The organism is Micromonospora sp. NPDC049891 (genome assembly GCF_040660295.1).
Taxonomy (GTDB): Bacteria; Actinomycetota; Actinomycetes; order Mycobacteriales; family Micromonosporaceae; genus Micromonospora.
Genome location: NZ_JBFAML010000009.1, coordinates 57,360 through 74,905, shown reverse-complemented (window position 1 = coordinate 74,905; position 17,546 = coordinate 57,360). Strand labels below are relative to the sequence as shown.

Here is a 17,546-nt window from a genome sequence, read left to right as displayed (position 1 = left end):
ACACTGTTACCAGCCATAGTATGATCTCGCGCGAAGCCCGGCGAACGGAGCGCGGATGTCTGAACAGCGCAGTCTCCAAATCGGTACGGTCGGCAAACTGAGGTTCGGCCAGGACGTCGCCGAGCATGACGAACGCCTCGACTCGTACTTTATTCGCACCGGCACCTACTGGGCGCTCGTGCACGACGAGACCGACCTGGTCATCGGCGCGAAGGGGACCGGAAAGAGCGCTATCGCGCGGTTTCTGAGCCGCCCGGACGCCGACATCGACGAGCTGTCAGATGTCATCATCATGCCCGCCTTCAACATCCGCGGCTCGATTCTGTTCAAGCGGCTCACCAACCGGATCGACGCCGACGACGAGGCGGTCTACCGGGAGCTGTTTCTGGCGTACATGGTCGGCTTGGCCGGCAATTACATACTCCGGACCTTTGCCGAGGCGGTCAACGTCAGCTCGCTGCACAACGGGATGCGCAGCTGCGGGCTGTTGGTGGAGGAACCGAACCCGCACGCCGTGTGGCGGCGGGTACTGGCGCGGGTACGCCCCAAACTGGAGACGACCATCACCGTCTCGGACGCGAAAGCCGACCGTGGCCGGGTGGCCTGGCCGGTGGATGAGTCCGGTACCTCAGCGGGAACGGCGGAGCCGGTCACCCTCGAGATCCTTGAAGGGTTGCTGGATCTCATCTACGAGGCATTGGAGCAGCTCAACCTCCGCCTATGGATTCTTTTCGATCGGCTGGACGAGGCCTTTCCCGACCGTCGGGACATCGAGGTCTCGGCACTTCGTGGCCTGTTGAGAGCGCATCTCGACGTGTGCAGCTACGGGACGCGGATGCGGCCCAAGCTCTTCCTGCGCATCGACATCTTTGACCGGATCACCCAGACCGACGGGTTCGTCAACGCCACCCACCTGCGCACCACCCGGATCCACTGGGACTCGGACTCGATCCTGCACCTTGTCGCCCTCCGGATCACCGCCGGCAGCGACGAGGTGGTGGACCCCGCGGTGAGGAACATGCTCGGCACCAGGGCTGGCCGCCGTAAGCTCTGTCGCAGCATTTTGCCCGAGCGGGTCGAGAACCAGGACCCGCTGGTCTGGCTGCTGCTGGTCACGGTGGACGCCACCCGGGAGTTCAACCCGCGCAACGTGTTGACGCTGCTGCGCAGCGCTCAGATCGCGCAGATCCAGATCATCATGCGGGACCGCCCGCCCGGTGCGGCGATGGGGGCGGATCTGTTCCTGTCCCCGCGCGCGCTGAACGTCGGCTACAAGCAGCTCTCCGTCGCTCGACTACAGGACACGTTGTACGCCGAGAGCACGATCGCCCGGACGTACATCGAGAAGCTGCGCGGCAAGACGGTCCGCTTCACCCGCCAGAAGATCTCGGAGCGACTGGGTGTCGACGGAGAGGAGTTGGAGGAGGTCCTCACCGTCCTGCGGTACGTCGGTTTCCTCCGCAACGACGGCGAACATTACCTGGTGCCACCCCTCTACCGCCCGGCGTTCTACCCCTCGATCCACGGCGCCGAACTCCGGCTCGGGGCGGCGGAGGCCAGCGAGATCGACGGTTTCGTGGAAGCCGACGAGCGCGACCCGGCGGGTTCGGATCCGACCGGGGACGATACCGGCCCGGACCACGATCCGTCGCAGTCGCCGCTCGTGCCGACCCCGCGGCGGCGGGGTAAGCGGGGGCGGACGAAGCGGGGCGCCACGGGCCGTGACGAACTCGTCCCCACCGGTACGCCGTCGGAGATCAGCGACCAGCAGGACTTCGCGGAGGAGTTGGAAAACGCCCTGGGCGGGGACCTCGTAGCACGCTCCTCGACGGAGTCGATGTCGACCGAGGCCGGCGAGGTGCCGATCCCCGCACCACGCGTCCAGCGGGTACCCCTGGGTGGGCCGAGCGCGGGCGCCTGGGCCGCTCGGCACGCTCGGGACCTGGGCGAGCAGGGGGATCCGGCGGAGGGTTTCCACCTGCTGTACCCCCACCGCACGTCCTACGACGGCGCCGCCTGCGTAGCGGCGGATCTCGCCTACCTGTCGGCCGATCCGACAATCATCGATTTGGCAAAGGAAATGCTCCAGACCGGGGACCGGCAGCGGTCCTGGCCAGCTCGCGCACGGCTGCTGGTGCTTGCCATCGACACGGACGACCATGCTCTGATCACCTCCCTGCTCAAAGCCGCCAGCAAGAGATATGCGCAGGAGGTCTCGATCGCCGTGGTGATGATGGTCAGCCAGGTTGCCGAGAAGGAGGCGGAGTTCTGGCACCGTAGCTTGATGGCGGTCACGTCACCGACGTCACCGGCATCGGCCCTACGGTCGATGTGGCCGCTGCTCGCGGCCTCCCGCGTGATGGCGATCGGCCGAAGCTCCTGGGAACGTGGCATCGGCGACGTCGCGGCCGACGTGCAACAGTTGCGGGAGCGAATCTGGGCCGGGAACCTGTGGCACTCGAGCGTGCGGCATGTGGAGGGCTTCCTCTACGCCTACGCCTCCGAGGGCCCGACCTCGACTCTTCCGGTTCTCCTCCCATATCAGATCCTCTCCTGCGCGTCCGTGATCGAGAGCACCGGGCGGTTGACACCCGCCTTGCGGGCGGGAATCGCCAAGTCACTCGGAACTCACCTGCGGGACACCGACGACCACCATCGCGAGCGGTTCCTGGAATGGTCGCAGTACTGTCCGATCGTGCTCGAGGTGGAATTGCCCGCCAGTAGGACAGGACAGTCGGGGGCGGCGAAGCCGGCCCGTCAGGTGGCCAAGGCACCGGACCGGAAGATCTGCGACTTCGTCGTCACGGTGATTCAGGACGGGCTGTTCGAAGGGGCGTCGACGATGCTGCTGTCGCAGCTCGGGAACAGGCTCCTGGCCCGGTCTCCCGGATTCAACTACCGGGCGCTGGGTTTTGCCTCGCTGCTCGAACTGGTCACTGCCGTGGCCATGGTGGATCAGCGGATCACGGTCGGCAAGACCGACGACGGGCACCCGTACGCCGCGCTCGCCTGACGTGGCGGCGTCCTACTGCGACTCGTGCAGCCTGACCCTGGTGAAGGCCGAGATGAACATGGCGACCAGGAGGATCACCAGGCTGATCCAGACCACCGGACCGGCAACAAGGGGCAGGGTCCCCGTGGTGCCGAGGAAAACGACAAGCATCGAGGCGGTCTCACCCAGCGCGAACACGGCGAGCAGCACAGCGAGCGGCGCCGACCGGAAGACCAGGCTCTGCCGTCCCGTCGACAGCCGACTCATGCCGTATCCGACGAACGTGGACCAACGCTGAAGCACCAGCGCGATCGCGAGGGCGGGCAGCACCTGCGCCGACAGTGCGTAGAAGTCAACATTCCGCACCGCCTGACCTTAGCATCGGCTCCGCCGGCGGCAGCTCGGCTGCGCCACCGCCCGCAGGCGTCAGGGCCGACCGTGGCCGGCCCTGACGCCCCCGTCCCGGACGCCTTCGCCGCGATCCTCAGTACCGCAGGTTGCGCAGGTAGCGGTAGCCGATCTCGGCGGTGCGCTGAGGTGTCACGTCGGGAGTGTCGTTCTCCACGATGTACTCCAGCACCGAGTGCTTCCGGAAGATTCGCGCGAAATCGATCATCCCGGTGCCCAGGTCGGCCATGTCGCCGTCGGCGGCGTGCCGGTCCTTGACGTGGTACTGGAGCACCCGCTGCGGGGCGGAGCGGATGACGTCCAGGGTGAAGCCCTCAGGGTCCGTCACGCCGTCACCGGACTCGATGCCGCCGGTGACCGCCCAGTAGATGTCGATCTCCAGGTGGACGAGCCGGGGATCCAGCTCCTCGGTCAGGATGTTCCACGGGGTACGACCGCCGCCGAGGTCGATGGTGAACTCGTGGGCGTGGTTGTGGTAGCCGTACCGCAGACCCGCTCGGGCCGCCGCGGCGGCCTCGACGTTCATCTGCTCCGCCCACCGCTTCCAGTCGTCGGCGTTCTCCGAGTAGAGGTAGGGCACCACCATGAACTTCTGACCCAGGGTGACCGCGTTGCTGATCTTCTCCCGCAGCGCGGCGGGGGTCTCGCTGATCCCGTCGTGGCTGGACGTCGCCTTGACGCAGATGCTGTCCAGGAAGCGACGGAGCTGGGCGGCGTTGCGGCCGAAGTAGCCGAGCGCCAGCTCCACCTTCGGGTAGCCGATCCGGGCGAGGTGCCGCAGCGTGGCGTCGTACCCCGGCTCGCCGTTCAACGCGTCGCGGACCGTCCACAACTGGATGCTGATCAGCCCCGGCGGCACCCGCCGTCGGCCGGCATGCCCGGGACCGTGCCCGTGTCCGGGACCGTGGCCGGGCTTGGCGGCGGCGGCTGTCGCGCCGACCCCCGCCGTGGCGAGGCCGACACCGGCCATCGCGGCCACCGAGCCGCGCAGCAGGCCCCGTCTATCGAGGACGGAACGCCGCAGCGCGGCCATCCCGTCGTAGCCGTAACACATGATGACTCCTCTCGTGGGTCTACACGCCCGGAACCAGCACGACCTGGTCGGTCCCGGTCAGCGGCGGCAGGCCGTCGTCACCGGGATCGGTGTAGGAGGCGACGAACACGGCGGACAGGTTGTCGGTCTCCGGGTCGTGGCCGGAGGGAACGGTGGTCAGGATCGAGCCGGTGCAGCCGTTGGCGGTGGTCTGCGGGTGGCCGTGGTCGTCGTGGCCGAGGATGTACGTGACGCTGACCCGGGCACAGTCGACCGGCTGATCGTCGGTGACCTGCACCTCGTACCGGACGGTGTCGCCGAAGGCGAAGGGTTGACCCTCGACCGGCGCGACCAGCTCGACCACCGGCTCGGCGTTACCGACCACCACGCGTACCGACGCCGACGCCGAACGCCCCTTCTGGTCGGTCACCTTCAGCGTCGCCTCGTAGCTGCCGTTCTCGCGGTAGGTGAACGTCGGGTTCGCCGACCGCGAATCGACCCGGTCGTCGTCGTCCAGGTACCACTCGTACCGCAGCCGGTCGCCGTCCGGATCGGTGGTGCCCTCGCTGGAGAACTCCACGGTCAACGGGGCCAGACCGGCGGTCTGGCTGGCCGAGACCGCCGGGACCGGACTGCGGTTGCCGTCCCAGCCGATGTGGTCGATCCGGGCCAGCTGTGCCTCCGGGTTCTCACTGAAGAACCCGTCGCCGTACTCGAGGACGTAGAGCGCGCCGTCGCGGCCGAACTCCAGGTCCATCGGGTTGTCGAAGACCACCGAAGGCAGCACCGGCTCGATCCCGCTGAGCTTGCCGCGCCGGTCCAGCTGGAACGCCTTGACGTAGTCGCGGGTCCACTCGTAGAACAGCGGCTTGCCGTCGTAGTACGCCGGCCACGCCACCGGGTTGCGGCCCCGGGTGGTGGCGCGATCGAAGCGGTACGCGGGACCGGCCATCGGGCCGATGCCGCCGGTGCCCAGCTCCGGGAACTCGGGGGAGAGGTTGTAGCCGTACCACACGTCCGGCTGCTGCGTCGCGGGCAGCTTGCGTAGCCCGGTGTTGTTCGGCGACTCGTTCACCGGCGCCGAGCAGTCGAACTCCGCACCCGACTCCTCGGTGGCGAAGTCGTAGTCCCGGTACGGCAGCTGCGGGGTGATGCAGTAGGGCCAACCGTGGTTGCCGGCCTTGCGCGCCACGAACCACTTGCCGTGTCCCGCCGGACCGCGCAGCGGATCGGGCTGGCCGGCGTCCGGTGAGTAGTCGGCGACGTACAGGTCGTCGGTCTTGCGGTCCAGTTCGATCCGGAACGGGTTACGCAGCCCCATCAGGTAGATCTCCGGCCGAGTGCCGCGCGTGCCGGGCTTGAACAGGTTGCCCTTGGGGATGGTGTACCTGCCGTTGGCGCCGACCTTGATCCGCAGGATCTTGCCGCGCAGGTCGTTGGTGTTGGCCGAGGTGCGCTGCGCGTCGTACGCGGGGTTGCGACCGGGCCGCTCGTCGATCGGGGCGTAACCGCCGGACTCGAACGGGTTCGTGTCGTCCCCGGTGGACAGGTACAGGTTGCCCTTGGCGTCGAAGACGATGTCCCCGCCGACGTGGCAGCAGATGCCCCGATCCACCGGCACGTCGAGGATCTGCTGCTCGCTGCGCAGGTCCAGGGTGTCCTTGACCAGGCGGAACCGGGACAGCCGGATGACACCCTGGAACGGCGCGAGCTCCTCCTCGGTGCCCCAGGCCGGCGCGTCACCCTCGTTGACGTCCGGGGTGGACGGGTCGTCGACAGGGGTGTTCATCGGTGGCGAGTAGTACAGGTAGACCCAGTTGTTGCCGCCCCGGCCGAAGTTCGGGTCGATCGCGACGTTCTGGAGGCCCTCCTCGTCGTGCTGGTAGACGTCGAGGGTGGCGGCGATGGTGTTGCGGCCGGTGTCGGGGTTGTGCAGCCACACCACGCCGGCGCGGGTCACGTGCAGCACTCGGCCGTCGGGCAGCACGGCGAGGTCCATCGGCTCGCCGGGCCGGTCGTTGAGGGTGACCTTCTGGAAGGCCGAGTCTGGTGGGGGACTTGTGGTGCCGGGCGCGGCCGTGGGGGTGGTCGGCGCGGCCATCGAGCTTGCGGGCGGGGCGACGAGTGCGATGGTCGTCAGGCCGGCCACGGCGAGCGCGAGTCGTCTCTTCAACTGCCTCTCCTTGGTGTGAGGACGGGTCGGGCAGGTCGGGACGTACTGGTTGGGCTTCTCCTCCGGGTGTCGGGCAGCACCGAACGGCCCGGTGGACCGCCGGTAGGCGGCGCGGGCGCGGAAACTGGGAGCTGGGGTAGGTGTCCGAGGGGCCGTCGGAGGTCACGGGCGAGGCGCTGGCCCCTGCGGTGGTTCACCTCGACGTAACATCCGGGGTGAAGTTAACAAAAGCGATGTCGATGTGTCTATGGCTTCTGCCGAATTAAGGTGAACTTTCGGTACAGGCAGCGAAAGCAATGTCCACGCAGGAAAAACCGCCCTCAGTGGCTGAGGGCGGTGCCTGTCGGATGGACGGCTCAGCGCGGCCCGTCAGACGACCCGGCGGTCCTGGACCGCGTACCGGTGCATCGTCACGCCCTGATCAAACGACGCCTGCTCGATCAGGTCGAGCTGGACCGGTTCGTCATGCGCGTCGAACAGCGGCCGACCGGTGCCGAGCACGACGGGGTGGGTGAAGAGCAGTAGTTCGTCGAGCAGCCCCGCCCGCAGCAGGCTGGTGGCCAGGGTGGCGCCGCCGACCCCGATGTCGCCGGCGGTCTGCTCCCGCAGCCGCGCGAGTTGCTCGACCGCGTCGTCGCCACCGATGACCCGCGTGTTGTGCCCGGCGTGGGTGCGGGTGCTGGAGACAAGCACCTTGGGCATCGAGGTCCAGATCTCACCGTACTCACGCAGGAAGCCCGGCAGAGACTCGTCGTCGCGGGCGGCCGGCCAGAACGCCTCCATCGTCTCGTAGATCGTGCGACCCTCCACCATCAGCGACATCGCCCGAGCCCGCGCGTTGAACTCCCGGTGCAACGACTCCCCGATACGCATCCAGTCGCCGCCGCCCTGCTCACCCGGGTCACGCTCGATCCGCAGATCGACCGACACGTTCATCCAGTACACGAACCGACCCGGCATCTCGCCTCCCAGGTGATAGCGATCTTCTTCCTGGTGCGGACGCTACCTCTCCGCAGCCTGCTGCCACGGCTCACCGCCGCAGGTCGCGCCCGCACGCCCGTCAGGGCGCGTCGAGGCGGGCGAGCAGGGTCGGCGGTGCCACCGCCCGGTATCCGTCTTCGATGATCTCGCCCAGCTCGGCCTCGTCGATGCCGGTGTCGAGGCGTACGCCCACCCAGCCGCGATGCCCCACGTAGGGCGGGCGGAAGTAGGTGTGCGGGTTCTCCGCGATCAGTTCGGCGGCGGCGCCTGCCGGAGCGGCGCACCACAGATGCGGAAAGTCGTCCTGGTGATGGCCGTCGGGCCAGACGGTGGCGAACGACCTCTTGCCCCGGACGAACCAGGTCGGCGTGCCGTGACTCTGCCGCTCGCTGACCTCGGGCAGACGCAGGCAGGCCCGCCGGACGATCGCCACCATGTCGGTCATCGGCCCAAGCTACGACAAGGGTCTGACACAACTGAGAAGCGCTGGAGGCCGGTCCGGGCAGGGCACGGTCCGCACTCACCGCCATCGGTTAGCTGGCGGCGGTAGGGTTCGGCCTCGTGGAACACGAACCGAACGACCCCGGGCTGGCCGATCTCGTGCACCGGCTGCGCCGGTTCGCCGACGAGCGGGACTGGCAGCGGTTCCACACCCCTAAGAACCTGGCGATGGCCCTCGCCGGGGAGGTGGGGGAGTTGCTGGCTGAGTTGCAGTGGCTCACCCCGGAGGAGTCCGCGCAGGTGATGGCCGATCCCGAGCATGGCGCCAGGGTGCGTGCCGAGATCGGCGACGTCATGATCTACCTCGCTCGCCTGTGCGACATCCTGGGCATCGACCCGGTGACCGCCGCCACCGACAAGCTGACCGAGGCCGCCCGCCGTTACCCGGTCGAGCGGTCGCACGGCTCAGCCGCCAAGGCGCGGTCGACCGACAGCCCCGGCTAACCGCGGCCACTTGTCCGACTCGGTAATGTGCACAGAGTCAAGCGGTCCGACGGGCTTCCGGTGCACGGATATGCCCCCCATCCGCACGATCACATCGTGCTGCCTGGGGGCATGTGCCAATGTCGGCGTTCCGTTCGTCCGCCGCCAATCTGCTGCGTCTGGCCACCGACGGTACCCTCGCCGACCGGGTCGGCGAGCACCTGTGGTCGATGCGTCGCGGCGTGAGTCCGGCAGAGCGGCGGTCGTGGAAGAGCAGTTTGACGGTGTTGGCCCAGGACCTCGCCGACGCGGGTCTCGGCCAAGTGGAGGTCCTGGTCGAGTACCAACTGCCCCTGACCAGTCGACGCATCGACGCAGTGCTCGCCGGCGTCGACCCGGGCAGCGGGAACGACTCCTATCTGGTCGTCGAGCTGAAACAGTGGTCCTACGCGACGGCGTACGAGGAATCCGACACCCTGGTCGCTGTCGAGCACGCACGTGGACCGCGACCTGCACCCCGGCGTGCAGGTCGCCGACTACTGTCAGTACCTCACCGATTTTCTCGGCGTCCTGGGCCGCGAGCGGTATCCGCTGCACGGTGCCGCGTACCTGCACAACGCTGTCGACCGGGACATCGCGGACCTGCTCGACCGGCCAGCCACCGAGCAGAGCCGGCTCTTCACCAAACAGCGCCGCGGCCAATGGCTCACGTATCTCCAGTCGCGGTTCGCGCCGAAGTCCGGCGCGGCCGCCGCCGACCGGTTCCTCACCAGCACCGTCCGGCCCAGCCGGCATCTGCTGCGGTACGCCGCGCAGGAGCTCAAGGATCGGTCACAGTTCACCCTGCTCGACGAGCAGCACGTCGCGTACGAGTTGGTGCTGCACGCGGTGGAGCGGGCGCGGACCGCGACCCGGAAACGGGCAGTGGTGGTGGCCGGCGGGCCGGGCAGCGGCAAGAGCGTCATCGCGCTGTCGGTGATGGGCGAGTTGGCCCGTCAGGGCCGAACGGTGCTGCATGCCACCGGCTCCCGGGCGTTCACCCAGACCCTGCGTCGTTACGCCGGACGTGGTTCGACCCGGCTGCAGGGCATGTTCAAGTACTTCAACAGCTTCATGGACGCCGAGACCAACGACATCGAGGTACTGCTCTGCGACGAGGCGCATCGGATTCGGGAGACCTCGGTCAACCGCTACACGCCCAAGGCCCGACGGGATCGGGCCAGGCCGCAGTTGGATGAGCTGATCTCGACCGCCCGCGTGCCGGTCTTCCTGCTCGACGAGCACCAGGTGGTCAAACCGGGGGAGCTGGGAAACGTCGAGGTCATCTCGGCGTACGCCGAGAAGCTGGGCCTGGAGGTCGAGGTCGTCTCACTGCACGACCAGTTCCGGTGCGGCGGCAGCGCGGCGTACGAGGAGTGGGTGCTCACCCTGCTCGGCCTCGACGGCGATGGGCCGACCGTGTGGGCCGGCGACGGACGGTTCGATCTGCGGCTCGCGGAGTCCCCGACGCAACTGGAGGCGTTCCTGCGTGTCCGCCAGACGCCGACGGGCACGGCCGGCGAGCCGGGCCAGACGGCCCGGATGTCGGCTGGCTACTGCTGGCCGTGGAGCGACCCTCGGCCCGACGGCACCCTGGTGCCGGACGTGGTGGTCTGCGGCTGGGCACGACCATGGAACGTCAAGAGCGACCGCAGTGTGGGCGACGCTCCCGGCAGCGCCTTCTGGGCCACCGACCCGAACGGCTTCGACCAGGTGGGCTGCGTCTACACCGCGCAGGGATTCGAGTACGACTGGTCTGGTGTCATCATCGGGCCCGACCTGGTGGCGCGCGACGGCCGACTGGTGACCCGGTGGAGCGAGTCGAAGGACCCGGCACTGCGTAGCCGTAAGGCGGTCAGCGACGACGAAGCGGACCGGCTGATTCGCAACACCTACAAGGTCCTGCTGACCCGCGGCATGCGCGGGTCGATAATCCACTCCGTCGACCCCGAGACCCGTGACTTCCTGGCTGGTCTGGTGAGGCCCGACCGCGAAGTGGAAATCTGCTTTGAACCCAGCGGTAACGATTCGGATGCCGGGTAGCAGGCTTGTGAACAGCCGATCGGGCAGAACGGCTGAACTGCCGCAACAAGATGATCGTGGAGTCGGCTGTGTGTTCCGTCAGCCGGTCGGGTTCGCCGACCGAGCAGTGTGGACGAAGGCGGTCCAAGCGGCAGGGGTAGAGACCAGAGCAGGCCCGGCGGGGTCTTTGGAATCGCGGACGGCGACGAGGTGGGGAGGTTGTCGGCGACCTCGATGCAGTCGCCGCCGTTGTCGCCGCTGTCGGCGGGAGTGCTGGCCAGGGTCGCCGCGCTGACCGGGCCAGCATCCCCGTGCCGGTGTTGCGCCGCCCGATACCCTGCCCGCATGCTGCCGGGCCTGGAGGCGATGCCGCTGACCGGCCGAGAGCGCGAGTTGGCGGCCCTCACGGCGGCCGTGCGGTCCGGCCGTGTCGCCGGGGTGCTGCTCGCCGGTGCCGCCGGGGTCGGCAAGACCCGACTGGCACAGGAAGCGGCGGCCGATGCCCGGGCGGCCGGGCGGCGGGTACTGACCGTTCGGCCCACCGTGGGAGGTCGCCGACTCCCGCTCGCCGCGCTCCTTGGCCTGCTGCCCGACGCCGCCCGGGATCCCGCTGCACCGTCCGGTACCGGACAGGATCCGATGCCACCGGCCGTGGGACTGGTCGAGCGCGGACTGCGTGGGCTGCGACGGCTGGTCGAAGGCGCCCCTACCGTGCTGCTGGTCGACGACGCGCACCTGCTCGACGAGGTTTCCGCCACCGTCGTACACCAACTGGTCGTCGAACGAAGCATCAGCCTGCTGGCTACGCTCCGCGTCGAGGAACTCGGCACGGCCTTCTCCACCGGGCCGGGCAGCGCGGCGGCCGGGTCGGTGACCGCGCTGTGGAAAGACCGCGACGTGCTCCGTATCGACCTTGCCCCGCTGTCCGACACCGACACGGATGCCCTGGTCAACCTGGCGCTGCGTGGCCCGGTCGAGGGCCGCACGCTGCGCCGGCTGCGGCAGGCGACCGGCGGAAACCCGCTGTTCCTCCGAGAACTGCTGATCTCCGCCCGGGAAGCCGGCGTCCTGGACCGGACCGGCGGGGTGTGGCGGTTGACCGGCCCGTTGCGTCCGCCACCCCGGCTCGTCGAGCTGCTCCGGGACCGGCTCGCCGTTTCCGAGCGGGTCGAGCAGGACGACCTCGAACTGCTGGCCCTCGGCGAGCCCGTTCCGCTGGCCGCCGCCGTGGACCTGGTCGGTGCGGCCAGCCTGGAGGCGCTGGAGCGACGCGGGCTGCTCACCGTTGATGCCTCCGGGCAGCGCCGGAACGTACGGCTGAGCCATCCGCTCTACGGCGAACTACTCCGCGCCGATCTGCCGGAACTCGCTCGGCTGCGGTACAGCCGGCGGCTCGCCGACGCCCTCGACGCGGTCGACATCCGCCGAGACGAGGATGTCATGCGGGTCGCGCTGTGGCGTCTCGACGGCGGCGGGACGGTGCACCCGGAGCGGATGCTTGCCGCGGCGGACCAGGCGGCGATGATCCGGGAGTACGCCCTCGTGCAGCGGCTGGCCCGGCACGCCTACGACAACGGTGCCGGGGTACCCGCCGGGCTGGTCGAGGTGCGGGCGATGCTCGCGCTCGGACGGGTCGACGAGGCGCTGACCCGCTGCGCCGACCTGGCCACGCAGTCCATCGACGACGCCGAGCGGGCGGAGGTCGCCATCCAGCACGCCGCCGCGCTGGCCCATCAGGCCGATGATCTGCGGGCCGCCCGGCAGGTGCTGGACGCGGCGCCGGTGACCGACCCCCGGTGGCAGGAGGCACTCACGGTCTCCCGCTACTACCTGCGCTCGTACGGACTCGACTGCTCCACAATGGAGCCCGCGCTGGCCGCGTACCGGGCGGCGGACACGGTGGAGGTCCGGCTCGCCGCCGGCAGCGCCGCCGCGGCAGCACTGATGCTGGCCGGCCGGTACGCCGAGACCGCGGACCTGGTCGCCCAGGTCGTGCCGCTGGCGGCCCGGCACACCGGACCCAGCCGGGTGCATGGAGACAGCATGCGTCCGGCCGGCGCCTGGACCCGGTGCAACCTGCTCGACCCGCTCGGCGCGTTGGCGCAGGCCGAGCAGACGTACCAGGCGAGCCTGCATCCGCCGGACCGAGCCGCACAGGCGCTCGGCGCGTTCACGCTCGGCCTGATCGCGTTGCTGCTGGGACGGCCGGCGACCGCGCTGCGTTGGGCCACCGAGGCGTACGTCGTCGCCGATCGTCTACAGCGGGCGCTGCCGGTGTGCCGGTGGGCGGCGGCGCTGCGGTTGCAGGCAGCGGCCCAGCACGGCGCCGCGGCCGAGGTCGCCGCGGCCGCCGCCGACCTGGACCGGCACCGGGGTGGCCCGGACCGGAATCGACTGTTCGAGATGGAGGTCGCCCGAGGACTGGCCTGGCACGCCGCCGTCCGGTCCGACCAGGCCGGTGTCCGTGCCGTGCTCGGCGAGGAGATCGCCCGGCACGGCGAGCGGGGTGCCGTCGGATCAGCGGTCCTCGGTGCTCTCGACCTGGTCCGACTCGGAGAGTCGGACCTCGCCGTCCGGCTGCTCGACCGGTTTCCGCCCCCGTCAAACTGGGTTCTGGGTCAGCTCGTGGTCCGGTACGCCGCGGCGACCGACGCGCCCGCGCTGTTCACCGTCGCCCAGGAGTTCGCCGGGTACGGCCTGCCGCTGCACGCCGCCGAGGCGGCGAGCCGGGCGGCCGGGACCTGGCGGATGGCACGTGAGCCCCGACCGGCGGCCCGGGCACAGTTGTTCGTCGAGGTCCAACTCGGCCGGACCGAAGCTGCGGCCACCCCCGCATTGCGGATGGCCGGCCCGCTGAGCGGGCTGACCGAGCGGGAGCGGGAGGTGACGCTGGCCGCCGCCCGGGGCGAGCCGACCCGGCTGATCGCCAGCCGGCTGCACCTGGCGGAGCGGACGGTCGAGAACCATCTGCACCGGGCGTACGGGAAACTCGGCGTGACCGGCCGGGCCGAGTTGCGCCGGGCGCTGGACCTGGCCCCCGGCGATGACCGGGTCGCACCCCGGCCCGCCGGCGAGCCTCGTCAGCCGGCGAGCTTGCGTGAGCCGAGTGGGCCAGCAGGCTCGGGTGGACCGGCTGAGCACCCGGTCGGCCGGATCTGAGTACTCCGGTACTCAAGCCGTCCGGCCCGCGCCGTGCTGGAGTTACCGGGTCCCTGGTCCGGCGTACCCCGGTCGGGTCCAGCCGGCCGGTCCGGTGGTCCCGGCCTGGCTGCGTCGGCCGACTCCGCTTGCCCCGGGCCCACCTGCCCAGCCGGCTGCGGAGCCGATCCGGTTCTCCGTCCAGAAGGTTGCCCCGTCGATGCGCGATTCCGTGCTTCTCCGCCGACTGCTCGCCCTGCCCGTCGCAGGTGTCCTCGCAGCCGGTGTCCTCGTCCTCGGCGCCCCGGCGCCGGCCCAGGCCGACCCGCCCCGGGTCATCCTGGCTGCCTCCTGCGGTGTGGCCGCGCTCTCCTGGGACACCGGCACCATCGGGGGCACCGAGAGCTGGCAGACCACCATCCGTCGCAACGACGTGGTCATCGACCGGTTCGAGATGAGGGATCGCGGCGGCCGCCGGTACGGCGCGGTCGACGGGGACGTCTTCGTGGTACGTCGGGACGGGCTGCCCGACCAGGATCTGGTGTTCCGTGCACCGGAGGACTGCACCGGTGCCGCTCAGTTGACCGTGACCGCCCAGACCGAGTGCTACGGCGTCGAACTCCGGCTGGCCAACGCCGGCAGCGAACCGGTTACCGGGCTGCGGGTGCTCTCACCGGTCAGTCCCACCCCCGGGGAACTGGCCCCGGTGGCACCCGGCGCGATCACCGTGGTGCTACGGCTCACCGACGGCGACAACTATCTGCTGGCCAGCGGCGGGACCGGTGCCGACATGGTGACCTGGTTCGCCGGAACCTACCGCGCGCCGGCAGGCTGCGGCCCGGATGCGGTGACGGTGAACGTGACGGACTCCTGCGACGGGGCGCGGATCGAGGTGACCAGCCGGGCCGAGGGTGCCGTCCGGGTACAGGTCACGGTCGACGGGGTGGCGGTCATGGACCGGGTGATCCGGGCCAGCGACCGGGACGTCTTCACGGTGCCGGCCGAGCCTGGCGCGCTGGTGATGGTGCGGAATCCCGATCTCGGCCTCGAACTGGTCCGGCACACCCTCGCCGAGGAACTCTGCCCGTCGCCGTCGCCGTCGCCGTCCGCGACCTCCACTGACGGCGCCACCGGCGATCCTGGCGACGGTGGTCCCGGAGGCGGAGGCGGTGGCGGCGGGCTGCCGGTCACCGGCGCCTCGGTTGCAGTGCTGGGCGCAACGGGTGCGCTGGTCGTCGGCGCCGGCGCGGCGCTGCTGCTGGTCGCCCGCCGCCGACGCACCCGGTTCAGCGCCGACGGCTGAGCGCGTCGAGAAGGGTCCCTGCCTGCGCGCAGGCGCCAGGTAGGGACCCAGCCGTAGCGCCCGATCGGTCGGATGCCCTGGGTGCGTGGGCCGATTCGATCACCGCACCTGCGGGCGGAAGCATCTCGATCTAGAGCCCGGGTGGCGCGTGGTTGCTATGGTCGCCGCCACACCGATGATCTCGGCAGCGAGGGGGAGGGACGGCGGTGAGCCTGTTCGACAAGCTCCGGGGCGAACTGGTCGACATCGTGGAATGGCTGGACGACAGCCGGGACACGATCGTCTGGCGCTTTCCCCGACACCAGAACGAGATCAAGATGGGCGCCAAATTGGTCGTCCGCGAATCTCAGACGGCGGTGTTCGTCAACGAGGGGCAGATCGCCGACGCCTTCCCGCCCGGCACGTACCCGCTGGAGACCCGCAACCTGCCCGTCCTGTCCACCCTCAAGGGCTGGAAGTACGGCTTCAACTCGCCGTTCAAGGCCGAGGTGTACTTCGTCAACACCCGCCAGTTCACCGAGATGAAGTGGGGCACCCAGAACCCGGTGATCCTGCGGGACGCCGAGTTCGGCGTGGTCCGGCTCCGGGCGTTCGGCGCGTACGCGGCGCGGGTGGTGGACGCGCAGAAGCTGCTGCGGGAGCTGGTCGGCACGGATCCGCAGTTCCGCACCGAGGAGGTACAGGAATACCTGCGTCAGGTCATCGTGGGGCGGCTCGGCGGCGCGTTGGCCGCGGCGGGGGTGCCACTGCTGGACCTGGCGGCGCACCAGGACGCGATCGGCCGGCGGCTGGCCGCCGCGCTGACCGAGGAGCTGGCCGAACTCGGCATCGCGATCCCGACGTTCGTCATCGAGAACATCTCCGTGCCGCCCGAGGTGGAGCGGGCGCTGGACAAGCGGACCGGCATGGGCGCCGTAGGCGACCTCGACCGGTTCACCCGCTACCAGGCGGCCACCGCGTTGGAGGAGGCGGCGAAGAACCCGGGTGGTGAGGCGGGCGCCGGCGTCGGGCTGGGCATGGGCATGGCCATGGGCCAGCAGATGGCCAGGGCCATGTCGGGCGAGGCGGGGACGCCGCCGCAGCAGCCGGGCGGCGCCGAGCCGCCGCCGCTGCCGAACCAGACGCAGTGGTTCATCGGCGTCGCCGGGCAGCGGCAGGGCCCGTTCGACCTCGGTGGGCTGGCCGAGCAGGTGGGTGCGGGCACCCTCGGCCCGGACACGTTGGTCTGGCGGGCGGGCCTGGCGCAGTGGCAGCCGGCCGGGCAACTGCCGGAGCTGGCGTCGGTGCTGGCCAGCGTCCCGCCGCCGCTGCCACCGCAGTGACCGGCAACCCGCGAGATCAGGAGCGGCACCAAGTGAGCGAGACGGCTGTCTCTCCGTCGTCCTACCAGTGCGGGGGTTGCGGCGCCCGGGTGGAGCACGCGCCGGGCACGGCGGCGCTGCACTGCCCGTACTGCGGGCACCGGCAGGAGATCGCCGGCGCCGGCCGCCAGGTGCGCGAGCACGCGTACGCCGAGCTGGCCCGGCTGCCACGCAAGCCGGCGGCCAACGTCGGCGCGTACACCTTCGTCTGTCCGGGCTGCGGCGCCCGGACCGACAGTGACGCCCTGGCGAAGCGCTGCCAGTTCTGTGCCACCCCGCTGGTGGCGGAACACGCGGCGGGCGAGCTGATCGCACCGGAGGCGGTGCTGCCGTTCGCGGTGGACCGGGCGGGCGTACGCACGGCGCTGGGCGGCTGGTGCCGCAGCCGCTGGTTCGCGCCGAACAGCCTGAAGAAGGTCAGCGAGACGGAGACGCTCCAGGGCACCTACCTGCCGCACTGGACGTTCGACGCGCGGACCGTGTCGAACTACCGGGGCCAGCGCGGTGACCACTACTACGTCACCGAGACGTACACGGAGACGGTGAACGGTCAGCAGGAGACGCGTACCCGGCAGGTGCGGCGTACCCGGTGGCGTTCGGCCGCCGGTACCGTCCGCCGCGACTTCGACGACGTGCTGGTGCCCGCCACGACGTTCCTGCCGGCAGTGCAACTGGACCGGCTGACCCCGTGGCCGCTGGCCGAAGCGGTCGCCTACCACGGGGACTTCCTGGCCGGGTATCACGCGCTGCGCTACGACACCGAGCCCGAGGCGGGGCTGGCCACAGCGAAGGACCGGATGTCGTCGGTCATCGAGCGGGACTGCCGCCGCGACATCGGCGGCGATGAGCAGCGGGTCTCCTCCGTGGACACCAGCTACTCGGAGGTGACCTACAAACTGTTGCTGCTGCCGGTGTGGATCGCCGCGTACCTGCACGCGGGCAGGTCCTACCAGGTCCTGGTCAACGCCCGCACCGGCGAGGTCATCGGCGAGCGTCCCTACAGCGCCGCCAAGATCACGCTAGCGGTGCTGTCCATTGTGGCGTTGGTCGCCGCGGTCGTGGTGGCGTACCTGGTGAGTCGATAGGCTCCGCCCGCGCTGGCCAAATCAACCACCAGATCCGCCGTCCGACCGGGATTCCCGCGTCGACCAGGGCCCGGCGCCGTTTCCCGC

The 17,546-nt window shown here is 70.1% G+C and carries 12 protein-coding genes and 1 pseudogene; 7 read left to right on the top strand and 6 right to left on the bottom strand.

Going from position 1 to position 17,546, the window contains the following annotated elements; all coding sequences use genetic code 11:
* Nucleotides 1-55: 55 nt before the first annotated feature.
* Entirely contained in the window at nucleotides 56-3,013 is a 2,958-nt protein-coding gene (locus AB0I71_RS14070) for a hypothetical protein (RefSeq protein WP_357584424.1), read from the top strand.
* A 12-nt stretch (nucleotides 3,014-3,025) separates the two neighbouring features.
* Here AB0I71_RS14070 and AB0I71_RS14065 read toward each other — a convergent pair whose 3' ends face one another.
* The 5 genes from AB0I71_RS14065 to AB0I71_RS14045 all read right to left on the bottom strand — a co-directional run bounded on the left by AB0I71_RS14065 (nucleotide 3,026) and on the right by AB0I71_RS14045 (nucleotide 8,032).
* Nucleotides 3,026-3,358: a hypothetical protein gene (locus AB0I71_RS14065; protein ID WP_357584422.1), complete on the bottom strand. Its 333-nt coding sequence runs from the start codon at nucleotides 3,356-3,358 to the stop codon at nucleotides 3,026-3,028.
* Between the two features lie 118 nt (nucleotides 3,359-3,476).
* Nucleotides 3,477-4,454 carry a sugar phosphate isomerase/epimerase gene (locus AB0I71_RS14060; protein WP_357584420.1) on the bottom strand — a complete coding sequence of 326 codons (978 nt, stop codon included), beginning with the start codon at nucleotides 4,452-4,454 and terminating at the stop codon, nucleotides 3,477-3,479.
* A gap of 19 nt (nucleotides 4,455-4,473) precedes the next feature.
* A complete protein-coding gene (locus tag AB0I71_RS14055; RefSeq protein WP_357584418.1) occupies nucleotides 4,474-6,606 on the bottom strand; it encodes a PQQ-dependent sugar dehydrogenase in 2,133 nt (710 codons plus the stop codon).
* Nucleotides 6,607-6,975: 369 nt separating this feature from the next.
* Entirely contained in the window at nucleotides 6,976-7,566 is a 591-nt protein-coding gene (locus AB0I71_RS14050) for a dihydrofolate reductase family protein (protein WP_357584416.1), read from the bottom strand.
* Between the two features lie 100 nt (nucleotides 7,567-7,666).
* Nucleotides 7,667-8,032 carry an MmcQ/YjbR family DNA-binding protein gene (locus AB0I71_RS14045; protein WP_357584414.1) on the bottom strand — a complete coding sequence of 122 codons (366 nt, stop codon included), beginning with the start codon at nucleotides 8,030-8,032 and terminating at the stop codon, nucleotides 7,667-7,669.
* Nucleotides 8,033-8,175: 143 nt separating this feature from the next.
* On the opposite strand from AB0I71_RS14045, the gene AB0I71_RS14040 reads away from it, so the two are divergent.
* Nucleotides 8,176-8,532, top strand: a complete 357-nt coding sequence (locus AB0I71_RS14040; RefSeq protein ID WP_357584708.1) for a nucleotide pyrophosphohydrolase — start codon at nucleotides 8,176-8,178, stop codon at nucleotides 8,530-8,532.
* Between the two features lie 477 nt (nucleotides 8,533-9,009).
* The gene (locus AB0I71_RS14035; protein ID WP_357584412.1) at nucleotides 9,010-10,593 is read left to right on the top strand and encodes a DUF2075 domain-containing protein; all 1,584 of its coding nucleotides are present in this window, start codon (nucleotides 9,010-9,012) and stop codon (nucleotides 10,591-10,593) included.
* 78 nt (nucleotides 10,594-10,671) lie between these two features.
* Here AB0I71_RS14035 and AB0I71_RS14030 read toward each other — a convergent pair.
* Nucleotides 10,672-10,853 (bottom strand): annotated as a pseudogene (locus AB0I71_RS14030) (DUF397 domain-containing protein).
* A gap of 64 nt (nucleotides 10,854-10,917) precedes the next feature.
* On the opposite strand from AB0I71_RS14030, the gene AB0I71_RS14025 reads away from it, so the two are divergent.
* The 4 genes from AB0I71_RS14025 (at nucleotide 10,918) to AB0I71_RS14010 (ending at nucleotide 17,459) form a co-directional block, all read left to right on the top strand.
* Nucleotides 10,918-13,731 carry an AAA family ATPase gene (locus tag AB0I71_RS14025; RefSeq protein ID WP_357584410.1) on the top strand — a complete coding sequence of 938 codons (2,814 nt, stop codon included), beginning with the start codon at nucleotides 10,918-10,920 and terminating at the stop codon, nucleotides 13,729-13,731.
* A 199-nt stretch (nucleotides 13,732-13,930) separates the two neighbouring features.
* Entirely contained in the window at nucleotides 13,931-15,013 is a 1,083-nt protein-coding gene (locus tag AB0I71_RS14020) for a hypothetical protein (protein ID WP_357584408.1), read from the top strand.
* A gap of 206 nt (nucleotides 15,014-15,219) precedes the next feature.
* The gene (locus AB0I71_RS14015; protein WP_357584406.1) at nucleotides 15,220-16,335 is read left to right on the top strand and encodes an SPFH domain-containing protein; all 1,116 of its coding nucleotides are present in this window, start codon (nucleotides 15,220-15,222) and stop codon (nucleotides 16,333-16,335) included.
* 32 nt (nucleotides 16,336-16,367) lie between these two features.
* Nucleotides 16,368-17,459: a hypothetical protein gene (locus tag AB0I71_RS14010; protein WP_357584404.1), complete on the top strand. Its 1,092-nt coding sequence runs from the start codon at nucleotides 16,368-16,370 to the stop codon at nucleotides 17,457-17,459.
* Nucleotides 17,460-17,546: the final 87 nt, after the last annotated feature.